The sequence below is a fragment of the uncultured Bradyrhizobium sp. genome (genome assembly GCF_936943645.1).
In the GTDB taxonomy this organism is placed as follows: domain Bacteria; phylum Pseudomonadota; class Alphaproteobacteria; order Rhizobiales; family Xanthobacteraceae; genus Bradyrhizobium.
The window spans coordinates 50,510-66,341 of the sequence record NZ_CAKZJO010000039.1; the positions used below are offsets into that span (position 1 = coordinate 50,510).

Genomic DNA, 15,832 nt, shown 5'->3' on the forward strand with positions numbered 1-15,832 from the left:
TGTGTCGTTTGGTCGCATATCAACCAAAACGGCCGACGCTGTCCAGCCATCGCCCAGGGGTTTTGGCTCAGCGGGGTGTCGGGAGCACACCGCCGAGGGCAGCCGTCAGTTCGGCGGCGACATCCCGGACGATTTGCCCGATTTCCGGCAACCTCTGATCGGTCAACCGGCTGGTCATGCCGGAGACGGAAATCGCCGCGAGCGGCTCGGCGCAGTCGTTGTAGACCACCGCCGCAATACAGCGCAGGCCCATGCAGGCCTCCTCGTCGTCGAGCGCAAAGCCCTGCTTGCGGATCTTTTCGAGTTCCCTGAACAGGTCGCTCGGCCGTACGATCGACTTCTCGGTCAGGCGGGGCATGCCGTGATGGCGGATGACAGCGCCGACGTCCTCGTCGGAATAGGTCGCGAGCACCGCCTTGCCGACGCCCGACGTCACCATGGCGACACGGCCGCCGACCTGGGTCAGCGAGCGCATGATCTCGCGGCTTTCCATGCGGGTCAGCACGATGATGAATTCGTCGTCGACCACGGCGAGGTTGGCCGTCTCGCGGGTGAGATCGCGCAGCTTGCGGAGGTAGGGGATCGCTTGCGTGGAGAAATTACGCCGCCGGGCAAAGCTCGCGCCCACGGTGAAGGCGCGCGAGCCGACATGCCATTTGGATTCGGCGCCGTCGAACCGAACGAAGCGACGGCTTTCCAGCGTTGCGAGCAGGCGATGCACGGTCGAGGTGGACAACCCTGTGCGGATCGCCAGATCGCTCAGGCGGTAGCCTGCGTCGTCCTCAGCCAGCGTTTCCAGGATCGACAGCGCACGATCAACGGACTGCACGCCGCCGTCGCGTGTCTCAGGCTCATGGTCGGCCGTGGATCTCGGCTCGACGGTCCTGCGGCGGATCACGTTTTTCCTCATCGCGACCTGCATATCAGCCAGTCAGACGATTGACGCTCGTGCCGTGAAACTTTCCCGCATCGTGGGAAATGTCGCCCCGGCCTTCACCGGAGCGACATTTTTTGTTGACAGCTCAGAGCAGCCCGGCCCCGCGCGCCCACTTGTACTTGGCGCCGAGCACCTCGACCGGCAGCTCGGTCGAGTACGCATAGGCCGGGATGCCGTTCTGGTAGAGATATTCGGCGGCTTCCTCGACCTCGACGTCGCCGGCGAGCGAGGCGACGATCGGCTTCACGAAGCCCTTGGCCTCCATCTCCTTCTTCACCTCGACCATGTTGCGGGCGAACACCATCGGCGGCGTGACGATGGTGTGCCAGTAGCCGAGGATCAGCGAATGGATGCGCTCGTCCGAAAGGCCGAGCTTCACCGTGTTGACGTAGGTGATCGGCGGCTCGCCGCCGGTGATATCCACAGGATTTCCGGCCGCGCCGAACGGCGGGATGAACTTGCGGAAGGCCGCATCGAGATCCGGCGGCATCGACATCAGCGACAGGCCGTTGTCGACGCAGCTATCCGACAGCAGCACGCCCGAGCCGCCGGCACCGGTGATGATCAGCACGTTCTCGCCCTTCGGCGTCGGCAGCACCGGCACGCCACGGGCGAATTCGAGCAGCTGCCGCAGGCTGCGGGCGCGGATCACGCCCGACTGCGCCAGCACGTCTTCGTAGATCTTGTCGTTACCGGCGAGCGCGCCGGTGTGCGAGGACGCCGCCTTGGCGCCGGCCGAGGTGCGGCCGGCCTTGAGCACGACGACCGGCTTCTTCTTGGAAACGCGCTTGGCGGCTTCCGCGAAGGCGCGGCCGTCCTTGAGATCCTCGCAGTGCTGCGCGATCAGGTTGGTGTTCGGGTCCTGCTCGAAGAAGGCGAGCAGATCGTCCTCGTCGATGTCGGACTTGTTGCCGAGGCCGACAATGGCGGACACGCCCATTTTCGCCGAGCGCGAGAAGCCGATGATGGCCATGCCGATACCGCCCGACTGCGACGACAGCGCCGCGTGGCCCTTGACGTCATAGGCCGTGCAGAAGGTCGCGCAGAGATTGGCGGGCGTATAATAGAAGCCGTAGATGTTCGGCCCCATCAGGCGGATGTCGTACTTCTTGCCGACCTCGACGATCTCGGCCTGCAGCTCCGGCGCACCGGCTTCCGCGAAGCCCGACGGGATCAGCACCGCACCGGGGATTTTCTTCTCGCCGCACTCGGTGAGTGCCGCAGCGACGAACTTGGCGGGGATCGCGAACACGGCCGTGTCGATCACGCCGGGCACGTCCTTGACACTCTTGTAGGCCTTGTAGCCGAGGATCTCGGCGGCCTTGGGATGGATCGGGTAGATGTCGCCCTTGTAACCGCCGTTGATGAGGTTCTTCATCACGGAGTTGCCGATCTTGCCGTCCTCGGCGGAGGCGCCGACCACGGCGACCGCCTTCGGCTGCATGATGCGATTCATGGCCGCGACGATCTCTTCGGTCGGGCGCGGCTTGGGCTTCGGCACATAGGCGAAGTCGACGACGATGCGGACGTCGGCGGCAGTGGCCCCCTTCGCCGTCGCGAACACCGGATTGAGGTCGAGTTCGACGATTTCAGGGAAATCGGTGACGAGCTGCGAGACCTTGACGATGATTTCGGCCAGAGCGGTGCGGTTCACCGGCTCGCCGCCGCGCACGCCCTTCAGGATCTCATGCGCCTGGATGCCGTCGAGCATCGAGAGCGCGTCTTCCTTGGTCGCGGGCGCGAGGCGGAAGGTGATGTCCTTGAGCACCTCGACCAGCACGCCGCCGAGGCCGAAGGCGACCAGCTTGCCGAACGAGCCGTCGGTGATCGAGCCGACGATGACCTCGGTGCCGCCGGCCAGCATCTGCTGCACCTGGACGCCTTCGATCTTGGCATCGGCCTTGTATTTCTTGGCGTTGGAGAGAATGGTCTCGTAGGCCTTCTCGGCGTCCTCAACATTCTTGAGGCCGACGATGACGCCGCCGGCTTCGGTCTTGTGGAGAATGTCCGGCGAGACGATCTTCATCACGACCGGGAAGCCCATCGAGGAGGCCATCTTGCCGGCCTCGCCCGCCGACTTGGCCACGCCCTCCTTCGGCACCGGAATGCCGTAGGCGTCGCAGACCAGCTTGCCTTCCGGGGCCGTCAGGCTGGTGCGGTTGTCCGCCTTGACCTGGTCAAGCACCTTGCGGACGGCATCTTTGGAATTGGACATGTGGCTTCTCCCTTGACCTCAGTTCGTTCTTTTCAAAGCGCGCGCGTGGTTGCGGCTGCCCGTGATGCTTGCCATTCGCCGCGCTCTGTTCCATGTCGCGGAGCGGAGCGGCATAAAGCCCGAGACTACTCCGCCGCCTTGGATCAAAAATGGCTGGCGATGGCATTTGGTATGCCAGAAGCCAACTTGTCAAGCTGTCGCGTTGCTTAGAACGCCGCAAAAAATAGCCGCCTTGACATTCTGGCATGTGGTATGCCAAAAACTTTCCCGTTAATATTCCTGTAAAAGACGACTCCCACTGGAGGAGATTCGTCGTGTCACTACGGAAACCAACCAAGGCGTTGCCGAACATGGCCGAGGCAGACATCGCAATCGTTCGCATTGCCCCGGAGAGCAGCTTCAAGAACAAGGCGTATGACGCCTTGAAGGAAGCCATCCTCAAGATGGACATCTACTCGACGCCCGAGCCGGTGATGCTGGACGAGCGCGCGTTGTCCGAACGCCTGGGCGTCAGCCGCACCCCGATCCGCGAAGCCATCGCGATGCTGGAGCAGGACGGCTTCGTGAAGACGGTTCCGCGCCGCGGCATCATGGTGGTGCGCCGGACCAAGAGCGAGATCGTCGACATGATCCGCGCCTGGGCGGCGCTGGAGAGCATGGCCGCGCGCCTCATCACCACGACTGCACGCAAGAAGGACATCACGGCGCTGCGCGACTTCTTCAAGGATTTCGGCAAGGACCGCCTGCCCGAGGATCACGTCGAGGAATACTCCAAGGCCAACATCGCGTTCCACCAGGCGCTGATCTCGCTGTCTGAATCGCCTGTCCTGGTCGACCTCACCAACGACCTCCTGCTCCACGTGCGCGGCTATCGCCAGCTGACCATCGGACGCAAGGACCGCACCGCGACCTCCCTGCCCGAGCATCTCGGCATGATCGAAGCACTGGAGGCCCGCGACACCGAGCTCGCCGAGAAGCGCGCCCGCGACCACACTCTCGGCCTTGCCGCTTACGTCGAAGCGCACGGTCAGGAGCTCTTCACTTAGCAACGTTCACCAGAAGGGCGAACAATTCGCCCCACTACTTGAGACCAGGGAGACAAGGCCCATGCTGAATACCGCGACCAAGTCCGAGGCACCGGGCACCGAGCAGGAGCTGACGGATGGCTTCCATCTCGTCATCGACGCGCTCAAGCTGAACGGCATCAACACCATCTATAATGTGCCGGGCATCCCGATCACGGATTTGGGCCGCATGGCGCAGGCCGCCGGCATTCGCGTGATCTCCTTCCGCCACGAGCAGAACGCCGGTTACGCCGCAGGCATCGCCGGCTATCTCACCAAGAAGCCCGGCGTCTGCCTCACGGTCTCCGCGCCCGGCTTCCTCAACGGTCTCACCGCGCTCGCGCACGCCACCACCAACTGCTATCCGATGATCCTGGTCTCGGGCTCTTCCGAGCGCGAAATCGTCGACCTCCAGCAGGGCGACTACGAGGAAATGGACCAGCTCGCGATTGCAAAGCCGCTGTGCAAGGCGGCCTATCGCGTGCTGCACGCCCAGGACATCGGCATCGCGTTCGCCCGCGCCATTCGCGCCGCGGTCTCGGGCCGTCCGGGCGGCGTCTATCTCGACCTCCCCGCAAAACTGTTCGGCCAGGTGATGAACACCGAGGCCGGCCAGAAGTCGCTGGTCAAGGTGATCGACGCGGCGCCCGCGCAGATCCCCTCGCCTGCATCCGTGAAGCGCGCGCTTGATGTTCTGAAGAGCGCAAAGCGTCCGCTCATCATCCTCGGCAAGGGCGCGGCCTACGCGCAGGCCGATGAAGAGATCAAGAGCTTCGTCGAGAAGAGCGGCGTGCCGTTCCTCCCGATGAGCATGGCCAAGGGTCTCCTCCCCGACACCCATCCGCAGTGCGCAGGTGCAGCCCGCTCGACGGTGTTGAAGGACTCCGACGTCGTCATGCTGATCGGCGCACGCCTGAACTGGCTGCTCTCGCACGGCAAGGGCAAGAGCTGGGGCGAAACCCCGAAGAAGTTCATCCAGGTCGACATCGAGCCGCGTGAGATGGACTCCAACGTCGAGATCGTCGCGCCCGTCGTCGGCGACATCGGCTCGGTCGTCTCGGCCTTCAACCAGGCCATCGCTACGGGCTGGACCGCCCCACCTGCGGAATGGACCAAGGCGATCACCACCAAGCGCGACGAGAACGTCGCCAAGATGGCGCCGAAGCTCATGAACAACAAATCGCCGATGGATTATCATGGCGCGCTCGGCGTTCTGAAGAACGTCATCAAGGAGCACCCCGAGGCGATCCTCGTCAACGAAGGCGCCAACACGCTCGATCTCGCCCGCGGTGTCATCGACATGTATCGCCCGCGCAAGCGTCTCGACGTCGGCACCTGGGGCGTCATGGGCATCGGCATGGGCCAGGCGATCGCCGCCGCGCTCGAGACCGGTCATCCCGTGCTCGCGGTGGAAGGCGACTCGGCGTTCGGCTTTTCCGGCATGGAGGTCGAGACGATCTGCCGCTACAACCTTCCGATCTGCGTCGTCATCTTCAACAATGACGGCATCTATCGCGGCACCGACGTCAACGGCGCCAACGACGATCCCGCGACGACCGTGTTCGTCAAGGGCGCGCGCTACGACAAGATGATGGAAGCCTTCGGCGGCGTCGGCGTGAATGCCACCTCGCCCGACGAGCTCAAGCGCGCCGTCAACGAAGCCATGAAGTCCGGCAAGCCGACGCTCATCAACGCGGTGATCGATCCGGCCGCGGGCTCGGAGAGCGGCCGCATCGGCAACCTCAATCCGCAGAGCGTTCTGCAAAAGAAGAAGTAAGTCCACCCCTCAACCCTTTATTCCCTGCGGTTGGCAGGGGCAGACAGAGTACGGAGCAACATCATGACCAAAGCGCTCGAGGGCGTTCGCATTCTCGACTTCACCCACGTTCAATCGGGTCCGACCTGCACGCAGCTGCTGGCCTGGTTCGGCGCCGACGTGATCAAGGTGGAACGCCCGGGCGTGGGTGACATCACCCGCGGCCAGCTGCAGGACATCCCGAACGTGGACAGCCTGTATTTCACCATGCTGAACCACAACAAGCGCTCGATCACGCTCGACACCAAGAACCCCAAGGGCAAGGAAGTCCTGACCGAGCTGATCAAGAAGTGCGACGTGCTGGTCGAGAACTTCGGACCCGGCGTGCTCGACCGCATGGGCTTCCCCTGGGAGAAGATCCAGGCGATCAACCCGAAGATGATCGTCGCCTCGATCAAGGGGTTCGGCCCCGGACCGTACGAAGACTGCAAGGTCTATGAGAACGTCGCGCAGTGCACCGGCGGCGCCGCTTCCACCACCGGCTTCCGCGACGGCCTGCCCCTCGTCACCGGCGCGCAGATCGGCGATAGCGGCACCGGCCTGCATCTGGCGCTCGGCATCGTCACCGCGCTCTACCAGCGCACGCATTCGGGCAAGGGCCAGCGCGTCACTGCCGCGATGCAGGACGGCGTGCTCAACCTCGCCCGCGTCAAGCTGCGCGACCAGCAGCGCCTCGCCCACGGCCCGCTCAAGGAATACAGCCAGTTCGGCGAAGGCATTCCGTTCGGCGACGCGGTGCCGCGCGCCGGCAACGATTCCGGCGGTGGCCAGCCCGGCCGCATCCTGAAGTGCAAGGGTTACGAGACCGATCCCAACGCCTACATCTACTTCATCACCCAGGCTCCGGTCTGGGAGAAGATCTGCGACGTGATCGGCGAGCCTACCTGGAAGACCGATCCGAACTACGCCAAGCCGGCGGCCCGCCTGCCGCGCCTCAACGAGATCTTCGCCCGCATCGAGCAGTGGACGATGACCAAGACCAAGTTCGAGGCGATGGAAATCCTCAACAAGGACGACATCCCCTGCGGCCCGATCCTGTCGATGAAGGAGATCGCCGAAGACCAGTCGCTGCGCGCGACCGGCACCGTGGTCGAGGTCGACCACCCCACCCGTGGCAAGTACATCTCGGTCGGCAACCCGATCAAGCTGTCGGACAGCGCGAGCGAGGTCACCCGCTCCCCGCTGCTCGGCGAGCACACCGACGAGATCCTGCGCTCGGTGCTCGGCTTCAGCGATCATCAGGTCGCCGAGATCCACAAGTCCGGCGCCCTCGACCCGCCGCAGAAGCAGGCCGCTGAGTAAGCGGCTAGCATTGAACGAGACAAAAGGGCCGCCCGAAGGGGCGGCCCTTTCTGCATTGGGGCGTCGGCAGGCGGAGGACCAACCCCAAAAGTTGGAAAACAACCCCATGCACAGTAGCATCCCCTTGGCATCACAGGGATTCCTGATCCAGAAAATCACTTTGCCTGGTCGGGCAAAACAGGTCCTCGGAAGAGCGAACACGCCGCCGGTACTTACGGCGTCCGTTTGCCGCGGCCTCTTGTTGGCGCCGGGCGAGAGGCTCACCTGCGAGCCCTGGCCGCAATCAACGCCGAATTGAAGCGGGCCCCTAGGAACCGACAGTGTTCCGCCCAGTTGTCTTCTGGCACGGCGCATCCTTGTGAGCGCGGCCGGCCATCCGACGACACGTCAATCGCTCCCGGCCCGCGAGCTGAACACGCCGCGTCAGGCGCGTTTCCACATCGCACCCGTCTTGCCCACATTGAGGTCAACATGACGAGAGATCATCCCGCGTCCTGGGCTCTGCGGGAAGCCAACAAGGCATTCAAGCCGGTCGAGACCAAGAAGCCGATGACCGACTATGCGAAGGCGCAGCAATCCCATCAGGACAATCGCGAGCGCCTGAAAGCGGAACGACTGGCCCGAGAGGCGCAGCAGGAACATCTTCCCAGATAAAGGAATGCCGGTGCCGCGCTATTATTGCGCCGTCAGGGACGACTCGGCACTCGCCGCGGACGAAGAAGGATTGACCCTGGCGAACCAGAGGGCCGCCGAAACGTGGTCCGGGCCTGATGATGCTTCGGAAGACCGCTTCGCTCGCTTCCTTCAAAGCATCGAGAGAACGACCACCCCATCCTCAAGCTCGCCGGAAGCCAGCCGCGCCCGTGCGATACGCTCGAACTCGGTCCGATACTTTTGAAGATAGCTGAACGCCTGCTTCTGCGTCTGAAAGGTCGTCGCAAGACGGCAGAGCTGTCGGCCTGCGCCGAGCGCAAGGAAGAAGGTGATTGTGCCGCCGCTATCGGGTTTGATCCTAGGCACGATCCGCACTCTTTCGCATGTGAACGGCCCTTTCCAGATTGTCGTCTGCACCGTCGTGTCAGGCTATCTCGGCAATTTCCTCGTGCGCTTCTTCGGGGCCGGCACCGGCGATGATGCGCGCAGACCGGCATCGGCCGCTTCCCTGGCCTCACGCAGCTCGCGCAGCCGCGCCATGTTCTTGCGGATGTCGACAGCGCGCCTTTCGACATCGGCGATCGCCCGCGCGCCGTCTTCGGCGGCCAGGCGCTGCCGCTCGGACCGTGCGATGGACTCGGGCGACGGCTCGGCCGATTTCCTGGCGCTCATCTCTTCGCGCTCATCTTTCGCCTGCTCGGCAACGGAAAGAACCCGCTCAATCCTCACGATCGAGCGGGTCGCACAGCCGTTTCAGTACATCCGTGAAACGGCCTTACAGAACTCACGCCAGCGAGAGATTCTCAGCGCTGACCTTGCCCCGCATCTTGTCGGTCTTGGCCTCGAAGTTGACCTTCTGGCCCTCGGCGAGACCCGCAAGACCAGCCCGCTCGACCGCGCTGACGTGAACGAACACGTCATTGCCGCCGTCGTCGGGTTGAATGAATCCGAAGCCCTTCTGGCCGTTGAACCACTTCACAGTACCTGTCGTCATTCTCTTCTCCAAAGCGCATGGGCGCGCATTCCGCGTGACGCTCACGCAGATCGATTCAATTCGTCGATGTCTCTGGAAAAGGAGCCCGCAGGCGCATTCAACAAGCACAGCGGCTGAACGAACAACAGGGAGCGTATACCCCACCATCGACCTTAGCAAGGCTTCGGGCGGATTTAATCGCGCAGCCTCATTGGAACCTTTGCTTGTTTGATATCTCGCAGCAAAGGCATCCGATGCGGACAGAGCAGTTATCACCTCGGCGGACGTATCCGCCATCACGTCGGATCGGCGTCATCGCAGGTTCTGCGCATGCTTAAGAGAACAGGCTTGATTTCAGCCTGCGCTCATCGGCCTCGGCCGCCAAGTTGCCTGATTGATCAGGCGCGCATCCTGAAGCAAGCTGCCGGCAAACGAATGGGAGGTCAGCATGTCACTGCTCGGCAAGGCCGCCGTCGCGATGTGGTGGAGCGTTCGCCCCGAGCAGCGCACCGAGTTCGGCGACTGGCATTCACACGAGCACTTTCCGGAGCGGATGAGCATTGCCGGCTTCCGGCGCGGATCGCGCTGGACCAGTACGACGGACGCGGAAGGCTTCTTCGTGCTCTACGAACTGGAGCAGTACGAGGTTCTCACATCGACAGGATATCTCGACCGGCTCAACGCGCCGACGCCGTGGTCGACGAAGATGATGCCGCATCATCTCGGCATGGTTCGCAGCCAGTGCCGGATCATCGCGAGCTTTGGCGGCGGCGTCGCGACGGCGCTTGCGACCATCAGGCTGTCGCCCCAGGTTGGACGGGAGACGGTGCTTCAAGCACACCTCTCGGAGACGCTGGGCACATTGGCGCAGCAGCCAGGACTGACCGGTGGCCATCTCCTCCTGACCGATACGCCGAGGACGAGCTCTCCCACGACGGAGCAGCAGATCCGCGGCAGGGACGGCGCTGCCGACTGGATCGTGCTGCTGTCGGGATACGATGCCGATGTCGTCGAGGACGTGATCACCGGCCAGCTCTCCCCGCCATCGCTTCACGCCGCCGGTGCGCGCGACGACATCAAGACTGGCCGCTATCGGCTCGGCTTCACGATGACAGCGCAGGATGTCGCAACCGTCTAGCGACCCGGCCGGACGCCTTCTCAAAAAAATCGAGGACGCCTGTCGGATCGGCGACGTTCCCGTCGTCCTCGTGACATGGTTGGGCCATAGACGCCAGTGTCGGGCCCATCAATTGGAAAAGGATCAAGAAACATGCCTGGCACTGTCCGCCTGCACCGTGTTCTCGCCACCAGCCCGCAAAAAGTCTATCGCGCCTTCCTGGAGGCCGATGCGATGGCGAAATGGCTGCCGCCGAACGGCTTCACCTGCACCGTGCATCATTTCGAGCCCAAGGTCGGCGGAACGTTCAAGATGTCGTTCCGCAACTTCACGACGGGCAATGGCCATTCGTTCGGCGGCGAATTTCTCGAGCTCGTGCCCGGCGAACGTCTCCGCTACACCGACAGGTTCGACGATCCCAACCTGCCCGGCCAGATCCAGGTGACGGTGATCCTGAAGAAGGTCTCGGTCGGCACCGAGATCGACATCACGCAGTCAGGCCTTCCCGACGTCATTCCCGTCGAAGCCTGCTATCTCGGCTGGCAGGAATCGCTGCGCAATCTGGCGAAGCTCGTCGAGCCCGAGATCAATCAGTAGCGCGACAAGGCGGAGCGCGCGCCTCGTCCTTCGAGACGACCGCTCCGCGGTCTCCTCAGGATGAGGCAGCATCGGTGCCCGTTGGAAACTGAGGCCACGCGCTCCGTCCTCATCCTGAGGGCCCGCCAAAGGCGGGCGTCTCGAAGGATGCGCCGCCGAGCGCCCTACGCCTTCGGCTTGAGTCCGCCGTCGGCGGTCCACTTGTCCGGATCGGGACTGTGCCCGATCAGCGCGAGGCCATAGGCGATCGACTCGAACTGGTCGCCCGACATCAAGCGCTCGTTGCCGAACCGGTCGGCGAACAGTTTTCTCACCGCTGGCACGAACGACGTGCCGCCGGTCAGGAACACCTTCTCCACCTCGCGCGCGGGGATGCCGGCCTCGGCCAGCACCTTGTCGACGGTCCCACCCAGCCGGGCGATGTCGTCGGCAATCCAGGCGTCAAAGTTCTTCCGCGTGATGGTCGAGCCGATGTCGACGCCGCCGCCCTTGAAGCGGAAGTCGACCTCGTCCTGCGCCGACAGCGCGACCTTCGCGTCGGACACCGCGCGATAGAGCGAAAAGCCGAGGTCGAGGTCGACGATGGTGATGAAATCCTCGAGCAGCTTCGGCTTCAGCGCGGTCTTCGCGAGGTCGCGGAGCTCGCGAAGATCGCCGTTGCTCTTCATCATCGCCAGCTGATGCCAGCGCGCGAGGTTGGTGTAATGTCCGCTCGGCACCGGCAGCACCTTGTCGAAGGAGCGGAAGCTGGAGCCCTTGCCGAGCCGCGGCGAGACGACATGGTCGACGATGCGATAGTCGAACGTGTCGCCGGCAATGCCGATACCGGCGTGCCCGAGCGGCTCGGCACGCAAGGCACCCCCTGCGCGCGAAAAGCGCATCACCGAGAAGTCGCTGGTGCCGCCGCCGAAATCGGCGACCAGCACGGTGGCATCGCGCTCCAGCCGCCGGGCAAAGGAGAACGCCGCGCCGACGGGCTCGTAGACATAGCGCGCATGGCCGGCCCCCAGGCGCTCGAACGCGGCGCGGTAGCGCTGCATCGCCAGCGCCTCGTCGGGATTGCCGCCGGCAAAACGCACGGGCCGGCCGACCGTGATGTTGGAGGTCTCGAAGCCGAACTTCTCGCCCCCATGGCGCGCCAAGGTTCGCAGGAACGCCGCCAGGATGTCCTCGAACTTGAAGCGCTGCCGGAACACCTGGGTGGTCTGGAAGCTGCTGCTGGCGGCAAAAGTCTTGAACGATTGGAGGAAACGGTAGACGTGGCGGCCCTCGAGGAATGTCTCGATCGCCCACGGGCCGCCCTCGGCCTGAGCGCCGGCGCCCGGCCGGTCCTCCCAGAAGCACAGGGCGGACACGTAGACGCTGTGGCGCTGGCCGCCGTGGTCGAAGCGGATGGCCTCGACCCGGCGGTCGTCTGCCGCAAGAGCAACGACCGTATTGCTGGTCCCAAAATCGATGCCGATCGAGACGGCGGGCGGGGCGCTCGACATGAACCACTCTGACAGATGATTGGAAGGGGGCAGACCACTAACGGCTTTGACCCGGCCTGCCAAGACCTCGGCCATCGCCGCCTTTTCAGGGAGACACCTTGGTCGGCCGCCGATTCCAGAGCTTTCCGCGTCCAACGGAGCCATTTCGACCGGCTCTAGCCCTTTTTCCGGGGCTTTTTACTCCCGGGGCGGCCGCATTAACCCGGCATTATGCTGCAATGCGGCGCACCCTATGCTGCTATGCAAACAAATGCATAGACGTTGGCATCTGGTATACATAGATTGTCCTTCGAAACGAGACACCAGAACTGACCGTCTCGAGAAAAGGATTTCCAATGGCCAAGACCGCTTCCGTCGCTTTCGCTCCCTCCGCCTCGCTGTTCAGCCGCTTTCTGGCTGCGATTGACCGTTTCCTGATGGCGAGCGCCGAGATTTCGAACCACAACGGCGACCTGCCCCGTTTCGGCCTGTAAGCCGGCTTTCCTGCTCTGGCCCACAACCCGGCAGGGTTTCAGAGCAGTCCACATACGACTTTTGATGAATGGCCCCGCACGACGGGGCCATTTCTACTTGTGCGGTCCTGAGTCACAGCCGCGGCCGGGGAACAGCCTGCGGCATTTGCGCACGGTGGCCGGACCAGCGCTTGAAGCTTGGCATAATGCATACAAGAATGCCCCTCCAGCGCTCGCATAAAAATTAGAGGCGCCACGGGAGGCTTTATGACGGACATGGTGCAGGCAACCGCCCCTACAACCGCGCGCGTTAGCGACACGTATCGCTGGACGCAACTGGCGATCGGTGTAGGCGCGATGGTGATGATCGCCAACTATCAATACGGCTGGACGTTCTTCGTCCCCGACATCCAGAAGAAATTCGGCTGGGATCGCGCGTCGATCCAATGGGCCTTCACGCTGTTCGTGCTGTTCGAGACCTGGCTCGTGCCGGTCGAAGGATGGTTCGTCGACAAATACGGTCCGCGCCTCGTCGTGCTGGTCGGCGGCGTGCTCTGCGCCCTCGGCTGGGCGATCAACGCTCAGGCCACCACGCTCAACGGCTACTATCTCGGCATGATCGTCGCGGGCATCGGCGCCGGTGGCGTCTACGGCACCTGCGTCGGCAACGCGCTGAAATGGTTTCCGGACAAGCGCGGTCTTGCCGCGGGCATCACGGCCGCAGGCTTCGGTGCGGGCTCTGCGCTCACCGTTGCGCCGATCCAGGCCATGATCAAGGACTCTGGCTTCCAGACCACCTTCCTCTATTTCGGCCTCGGCCAGGGCATCATCATCTGCATCCTCGCCTTCTTCCTGCTGTCGCCGAAGGCGGGCCAGGTGCCGAACGTGGTGCCGAACGCCAATCTGCTGCAGACCCGCCGCAACTACCAGCCGACCGAAGTCCTGCGTCAGCCGATCTTCTGGCTGATGTACTTCATGTTCGTGATCGTCGGCGCCGGCGGCCTGATGGTGACGGCGAACTTGAAGCCGATCGCGGTCGACTGGAAGGTCGACAGCGTGCCGGTGACGCTGATCGGCATGACCATGACCGCGGTGACGTTCGCAGCCACCATCGACCGCGTGCTCAACGGCCTGACGCGTCCGTTCTTCGGCTGGATCTCCGACATGATCGGACGCGAGAACACGATGTTCATCGCCTTCGGCATGGAGGGCGTCGGCATCTGGATGCTCTACCTCTGGGGCCACGATCCGATCTGGTTCGTGATCCTGTCGGGCTTCGTGTTCTTCGCCTGGGGCGAGATCTACTCGCTGTTCCCCTCGACCTGCACCGACACGTTCGGCGCCAAGTTCGCGACCACCAATGCCGGCCTGCTCTACACGGCGAAGGGCACCGCCGCGTTGCTGGTGCCGCTCGCGAACTACGTCCAGCAGACCTCGGGCCACTGGGACAACGTGTTCATCATCGCGGCCGGCGCCAACATCCTGGCTTCGCTGCTGGCGATCGCGGTGCTCAAGCCCTGGCGCAAGGTCGTGGTCGCGAAATCGACCGTCGCCTGACGCGCATCCCACAGCTCTTCACCGCGCGGACGCCCGGCCTCACGGCCGGGCGTTTTCGTTTGGGCAGGCCTCGAGCGCGTCCCAACGGAGGAACTCTAGATTTTGTGACAATTCGCCGCAGTTAGGGCTTGCTTTCTGGAATATGGTATACCAAGCTGCTCGCCGCGCTTGCGACGATAAGCCACAACATTTGCGACACTGGGTCATCTTGTCATCCAAGGTCGCAATCAATCAGGCGCGTTGGGAGGTTCTTGATGATTTCCAGCACGGATGGCGCCGTCACGGCCGCGCCTCTTCGCACAGGTTTCCGTTGGCTCCAGCTCGTCATGGGCATCGTCTGCATGGCGATGATCGCCAACCTGCAATACGGATGGACGCTGTTCGTCGATCCGATCGACGCGGCCCATCATTGGGGACGCGCCGCGATCCAGCTCGCCTTCACCATCTTCGTCGTCACCGAGACCTGGCTGGTGCCGGTCGAGGCGTGGTTCGTCGACAAATACGGCCCCCGCATCGTCATCATGTTCGGCGGCGTGATGATCGCGCTGTCCTGGGTGCTCAACTCCTATGCCGACTCGCTCACGCTGCTCTACGCCGCCGCCATCATCGGCGGCATGGGCGCCGGCGCAGTGTACGGCACTTGCGTCGGCAATGCGCTGAAATGGTTTCCCGATCGCCGCGGCCTTGCTGCCGGCGCGACTGCTGCGGGCTTCGGCGCGGGCGCTGCGCTTACCGTGGTGCCGATCGCTTCCATGATCGCATCGAGCGGCTATCAGCACGCCTTCCTCACCTTCGGCATCGGCCAGGGCGTGGTCGTCTTCATCCTCGCCTTCTTCATTCAGCCGCCGCGGCTCTCGATCCCGCCGAAGAAGAAGCAGCTCAATCTGCCGCAGACCAAGATCGACTTCACCCCGCCGCAGGTGCTGCGCACCCCCATTTTCTGGGTGATGTACCTCGTCTTCGTCATGGTCGCCTCGGGCGGCCTGATGACCGCGGCGCAGATCGCCCCGATCGCGCATGACTTCAAGATCGCGAGCACGCCGGTCACGCTCGCCGGCTTCCAGATGGCGGCACTCACCTTCGCGATCTCGCTCGACCGCATCTTCGACGGGTTTGGCCGCCCGTTCTTCGGCTTCGTCTCCGACACGATCGGCCGTGAGAACACCATGTTCATCGCCTTCGGCACGGCGGCTTTGATGCTGCTCACGCTGTCGGCCTATGGCCACATCCCCGTCGTCTTCGTGCTGGCGACCGCGGTTTACTTCGGCGTGTTCGGCGAGATCTACTCGCTGTTCCCCGCGACCTGCGGCGATACCTTCGGCTCGAAATTCGCAACCACCAACAACGGCATGCTCTACACGGCGAAAGGCACGGCATCCCTGCTCGTCCCGCTCGCCAGCGTAATCTCGGCCGCCTATGGCTGGAAAGCCGTGTTCGTGATCGCGGTGGCCTTGAACGCGACGGCCGCGCTGATGGCGCTGTTCGTGATCAAGCCGCTGCGCCGCTCCTTCATTCTCGGCAAGGAAGCCGAGAGCGCCGAGGCCGCAACCGCCGGCGCCAAGACCGAGACGGCCTAACGGCCAAACGCATTCGCATGACGAGAGAGGGGCGCAGCGATGCGCCCCTTTCCTTTTGTCTCGACGACAAACGTCAGTATC

Annotated in this window: 15 protein-coding genes; 9 read left to right on the top strand and 6 right to left on the bottom strand. The window is 63.6% G+C overall.

Annotation, left to right across the window (positions count from 1 at the left end; all coding sequences use genetic code 11):
- Window positions 1–67 precede the first annotated feature (67 nt).
- Together Q0743_RS04720 and Q0743_RS04725 are read right to left on the bottom strand one after the other, a co-directional pair.
- Entirely contained in the window at window positions 68–910 is an 843-nt protein-coding gene (locus Q0743_RS04720; RefSeq protein ID WP_298240424.1) for an IclR family transcriptional regulator C-terminal domain-containing protein, read from the bottom strand.
- A gap of 112 nt (window positions 911–1,022) precedes the next feature.
- The gene (locus Q0743_RS04725) at window positions 1,023–3,152 is read right to left on the bottom strand and encodes an acetate--CoA ligase family protein (RefSeq protein ID WP_298240425.1); all 2,130 of its coding nucleotides are present in this window, start codon (window positions 3,150–3,152) and stop codon (window positions 1,023–1,025) included.
- Between the two features lie 350 nt (window positions 3,153–3,502).
- On the opposite strand from Q0743_RS04725, the gene Q0743_RS04730 reads away from it, so the two are divergent.
- From Q0743_RS04730 to Q0743_RS04745, 4 genes are all read left to right on the top strand, one after another.
- Complete coding sequence (locus tag Q0743_RS04730) at window positions 3,503–4,198, top strand: GntR family transcriptional regulator (RefSeq protein WP_164936202.1); 696 nt, start codon at window positions 3,503–3,505, stop codon at window positions 4,196–4,198.
- Window positions 4,199–4,259: 61 nt separating this feature from the next.
- Entirely contained in the window at window positions 4,260–5,993 is a 1,734-nt protein-coding gene (gene oxc, locus Q0743_RS04735) for an oxalyl-CoA decarboxylase (protein ID WP_298240426.1), read from the top strand.
- A gap of 63 nt (window positions 5,994–6,056) precedes the next feature.
- Window positions 6,057–7,334 (top strand): formyl-CoA transferase, encoded by a 1,278-nt coding sequence (frc, locus tag Q0743_RS04740; protein WP_298240427.1) that lies wholly within the window; start codon window positions 6,057–6,059, stop codon window positions 7,332–7,334.
- Between the two features lie 471 nt (window positions 7,335–7,805).
- Window positions 7,806–7,988: a hypothetical protein gene (locus Q0743_RS04745; RefSeq protein WP_298240428.1), complete on the top strand. Its 183-nt coding sequence runs from the start codon at window positions 7,806–7,808 to the stop codon at window positions 7,986–7,988.
- Between the two features lie 150 nt (window positions 7,989–8,138).
- On the opposite strand, the gene Q0743_RS04750 is transcribed toward Q0743_RS04745, so the two are convergent.
- The 3 genes from Q0743_RS04750 to Q0743_RS04760 form a co-directional block, all read right to left on the bottom strand.
- A complete protein-coding gene (locus tag Q0743_RS04750) occupies window positions 8,139–8,363 on the bottom strand; it encodes a hypothetical protein (protein WP_298240452.1) in 225 nt (74 codons plus the stop codon).
- 54 nt (window positions 8,364–8,417) lie between these two features.
- Window positions 8,418–8,660, bottom strand: a complete 243-nt coding sequence (locus Q0743_RS04755) for a transcriptional regulator (protein WP_298240429.1) — start codon at window positions 8,658–8,660, stop codon at window positions 8,418–8,420.
- Between the two features lie 112 nt (window positions 8,661–8,772).
- Complete coding sequence (locus Q0743_RS04760) at window positions 8,773–8,982, bottom strand: cold-shock protein (protein ID WP_100181166.1); 210 nt, start codon at window positions 8,980–8,982, stop codon at window positions 8,773–8,775.
- 427 nt (window positions 8,983–9,409) lie between these two features.
- Between Q0743_RS04760 and Q0743_RS04765 the strand changes: the two genes are divergently transcribed.
- Together Q0743_RS04765 and Q0743_RS04770 are read left to right on the top strand one after the other, a co-directional pair.
- The gene (locus tag Q0743_RS04765; protein ID WP_298240430.1) at window positions 9,410–10,099 is read left to right on the top strand and encodes a hypothetical protein; all 690 of its coding nucleotides are present in this window, start codon (window positions 9,410–9,412) and stop codon (window positions 10,097–10,099) included.
- A 132-nt stretch (window positions 10,100–10,231) separates the two neighbouring features.
- On the top strand, window positions 10,232–10,675 hold the full coding sequence (locus Q0743_RS04770) for an SRPBCC family protein (RefSeq protein WP_298240431.1): 444 nt from the start codon (window positions 10,232–10,234) through the stop codon (window positions 10,673–10,675).
- Window positions 10,676–10,839: 164 nt separating this feature from the next.
- Here Q0743_RS04770 and Q0743_RS04775 read toward each other — a convergent pair whose 3' ends face one another.
- Window positions 10,840–12,165: an Hsp70 family protein gene (locus Q0743_RS04775; RefSeq protein WP_298240432.1), complete on the bottom strand. Its 1,326-nt coding sequence runs from the start codon at window positions 12,163–12,165 to the stop codon at window positions 10,840–10,842.
- 335 nt (window positions 12,166–12,500) lie between these two features.
- On the opposite strand from Q0743_RS04775, the gene Q0743_RS04780 reads away from it, so the two are divergent.
- The 3 genes from Q0743_RS04780 to oxlT (Q0743_RS04790) all read left to right on the top strand — a co-directional run bounded on the left by Q0743_RS04780 (window position 12,501) and on the right by oxlT (Q0743_RS04790) (window position 15,751).
- Window positions 12,501–12,638, top strand: a complete 138-nt coding sequence (locus tag Q0743_RS04780; RefSeq protein WP_298240433.1) for a hypothetical protein — start codon at window positions 12,501–12,503, stop codon at window positions 12,636–12,638.
- Window positions 12,639–12,884: 246 nt separating this feature from the next.
- Window positions 12,885–14,174: an oxalate/formate MFS antiporter gene (oxlT, locus tag Q0743_RS04785; protein ID WP_298240434.1), complete on the top strand. Its 1,290-nt coding sequence runs from the start codon at window positions 12,885–12,887 to the stop codon at window positions 14,172–14,174.
- Window positions 14,175–14,428: 254 nt separating this feature from the next.
- Window positions 14,429–15,751: an oxalate/formate MFS antiporter gene (oxlT, locus tag Q0743_RS04790; protein ID WP_298240435.1), complete on the top strand. Its 1,323-nt coding sequence runs from the start codon at window positions 14,429–14,431 to the stop codon at window positions 15,749–15,751.
- Window positions 15,752–15,832: the final 81 nt, after the last annotated feature.